This is a genomic window from Vibrio neptunius (assembly GCF_000967495.1).
GTDB classification, from domain to species: domain Bacteria; phylum Pseudomonadota; class Gammaproteobacteria; order Enterobacterales; family Vibrionaceae; genus Vibrio; species Vibrio neptunius.
This window is the reverse complement of sequence record NZ_JXXU01000074.1, coordinates 1-2,643: the sequence shown is the minus strand read 5'-3', so window position 1 is coordinate 2,643 and position 2,643 is coordinate 1. Positions and strand designations below refer to the sequence as shown.

At 41.1% G+C, this 2,643-nt stretch carries 4 protein-coding genes and 1 pseudogene; 1 reads left to right on the top strand and 4 read right to left on the bottom strand.

The annotated features are described in order from the left end of the window. Window positions 1-249: 249 nt before the first annotated feature. Together TW84_RS25145 and TW84_RS21140 are read right to left on the bottom strand one after the other, a co-directional pair. Entirely contained in the window at window positions 250-681 is a 432-nt protein-coding gene (locus TW84_RS25145; protein WP_240478214.1) for a hypothetical protein, read from the bottom strand. A 138-nt stretch (window positions 682-819) separates the two neighbouring features. Beyond that, complete coding sequence (locus TW84_RS21140) at window positions 820-1,173, bottom strand: hypothetical protein (RefSeq protein ID WP_045977598.1); 354 nt, start codon at window positions 1,171-1,173, stop codon at window positions 820-822. Window positions 1,174-1,520: 347 nt separating this feature from the next. Here TW84_RS21140 and TW84_RS24475 point away from each other — a divergent pair. Beyond that, a pseudogene (locus TW84_RS24475) lies at window positions 1,521-1,673 on the top strand (IS110 family transposase); the annotation flags it as partial. Window positions 1,674-1,701: 28 nt separating this feature from the next. Here TW84_RS24475 and TW84_RS21135 read toward each other — a convergent pair. Together TW84_RS21135 and TW84_RS24640 are read right to left on the bottom strand one after the other, a co-directional pair. Continuing rightward, complete coding sequence (locus TW84_RS21135) at window positions 1,702-2,211, bottom strand: DUF6882 domain-containing protein (RefSeq protein ID WP_205622505.1); 510 nt, start codon at window positions 2,209-2,211, stop codon at window positions 1,702-1,704. A gap of 249 nt (window positions 2,212-2,460) precedes the next feature. Next, a partial coding sequence (locus tag TW84_RS24640; protein ID WP_045977597.1) for a hypothetical protein occupies window positions 2,461-2,643 on the bottom strand: 183 nt, incomplete at its 5' end.

Genomic DNA, 2,643 nt, shown 5'->3' with positions numbered 1-2,643 from the left:
TTCCTAGGCTTGGAAAGGAAGTACGTTGTCATCGGAGATACCGAATACAAGAGTCCCAATATCACTGGGCAATGGTGGAATATCAGCGCCTAACGCATACCTGTGGACTGGGAGAATTATGAGGGGATCCGCCAGCGCCTTGCTAAGGTGCGGCTAAGCCACAAAACTCGAGCAAAGCCACCTTAATCACTGAACTCAACCAAACCAAAATCGCCGAGCGTTAGCTGTCGACTTGAGCAATTTGTTATATCAACGTGTTCGATTTAATTTCGACATTAATTTTTTTACAAATTCGGCAAAGCAATAGAAGCAAAGTATCGACACAACAATAAAACCAACCATCGCATATATAGAGAAGTGACCGACTAGACATGTGAAAGCAAGGCCTAAGCAAATAAACCCACCACTAGTAACCCTATTTACCCAATCTTCCTCAAGTACTTGATCACAATCTTCGACACTAGCATCCAACTCAGTCATAAAGACATGGGCAATAGCAAAAGTAGCAAACGTAGGGAGACACATTGCAAATAGTATCGTCGACAATTGGAGCAATATAGATTCATCCATCGGCGATGCACTACTAAACAAAGCGAGAAAGTACGCGACACATAGTCCACTCAGTGCTGAATACATCCACTTGAGTTGTGTATATTTATGACTTTGACTTGTAGTTGTCACATAACCATCCTTTTTCTAGTTTATATAACGCCCGCTTAACTTGCTGCCAACTACACCATACTTAAACAGACCACCATAATCACATAAGCCAAACCGAACCAAAAATGCCATAGGTTGGCAGTCAGGTTGAAGCGATTGTTAGTTTTCTGATTCGATGAAGCCTAAGATTTCTTGATACTTTTCAGCGACAATGTCTACAGAGTTGTCATCATGGTAGATGCGATACAACTTACCGCCTTCACCATCGTTTGTGTTTATGAAATATGGATCACCTGAACCAATCAAACAACTAGCTACTGCGATGTACCCCATACTTGATACTGCTATACCGGGGTAACAGTTATCTGTTTCATCGACAATCTCTAGTTCGCTGAACAGCTGAAAATCCGCTCCCAATTCTGAGATATCATGCTCATCAGGGATTTCACATGTTTTACCAGTCAATTCGTTGTCTCGAAGGAAACTTAGCCAATAATCAGGTACTTTTATCACTGTAACTCCAAATGAAAACTAACATTCTTAATAACAGGCAGTCTCGTTTTTATCTCTACCTGACTTTTTATCAACTTATCATAACTCATTAAAAACTATCGAATATACATCATATTGCACACCCTACCATCACATAAAAACGAGACTGCGCGTTATCATTTCTTAACAATGCGCGTTATACCAGAAAGGGAGAGTGCCAATCCTTTGATTAACAATAACTTATTTAATCTTCTGTTGACAATAGCGAGACTGAACTCTCAACAAAACAAGCCATTTTTCATACTCAAACCGAACTCAAACCCAATAAACTATGTAAATACGCGAGTAAATTCAGGACACACACCAAAAGACCAGTATTTACGGCTACTTATGAACGATTACTTGCGGCAGGAAAACCTAAAAAAGTAGCGATAGTTGCCTGCATGAGAAAGATGGTTGTGACGCTCAATTCAATGCTAAGAGACGGCGCAATGTGGGATAAAAGTAGCGCCAAAAACTAACTATTGACGCCATAGTCTCTAGTTATATCTAGTTTGCCCAACTCATGTCAGTTATCACCATGTAAATAAACCCCGTCTCTCCCGTGGTTCGGTAAGCGCCTTTAGCTTCCAAAAGATAAGAGGTTACGGAAGTCATTTCCCACCCATCAATCTCATCCGCTTGCCACTTGTCTATGGTAAGCGATTCATAGCCTTTTGACTCGCCAAACTCTCGAACGATGTGCATCTGATCTTTTACATTGTCATTAATGTAAGGATTCGCCCAAGACCAAAGCCATGTATTTGACTTAGTAGAAATGGAACCGACGAACTGTACTTTTGCAATAACAGCAACCTTTCCATTGTTTGAAAAAACAAGAGTACCGCTTTCCTGATCCCAGTCGAAACGCTCATGTTCACCAAGTTTAAATTCGCTCATCAGCTTGTTCTGCTTTTCTGTCAGAGTAGTATGCGCTTCAGTAACAAAATCTTCCCAGCTAATATTTGCGTTGGTATTTGAAACGAATAATCCCGTGGCTGCTGTTAGTAATTTCTTCATAATTTCCCTAAGAGGTATAACACCCTTAACAACAGGCAGTCTCGTTTTTCTCTCTGCCTGACTTGCCATTAACCTATCATAAGTGACTAAAAATCAATAAAAATACGTCAAGATATACATCATATCAATATATAAAAGCGAGCGTGCGGGTTATCTTAGTAAGAAGAGTAAAAATTCTATTAATAATAATTTAGAGCAACCACCCTACTCCAAACCTCAGTAATACCACACCTGCTCCTTGATAACCAATTAACGCGAGGTGAGAGTTTGCTCTGCCTTAAGCGTTTTAACGATACCATCTCGCTGGCTATCGCTCAGCGGAAACCAGCGGTTCTTCTGGATCTGCGGTTCAGACAGTACCTCAAGCAGTGCATCTGGGCTCAGTTTCGCCTTCCCGTACGCCACCAGCTCGATCGGCTGTGCGCACAAAGA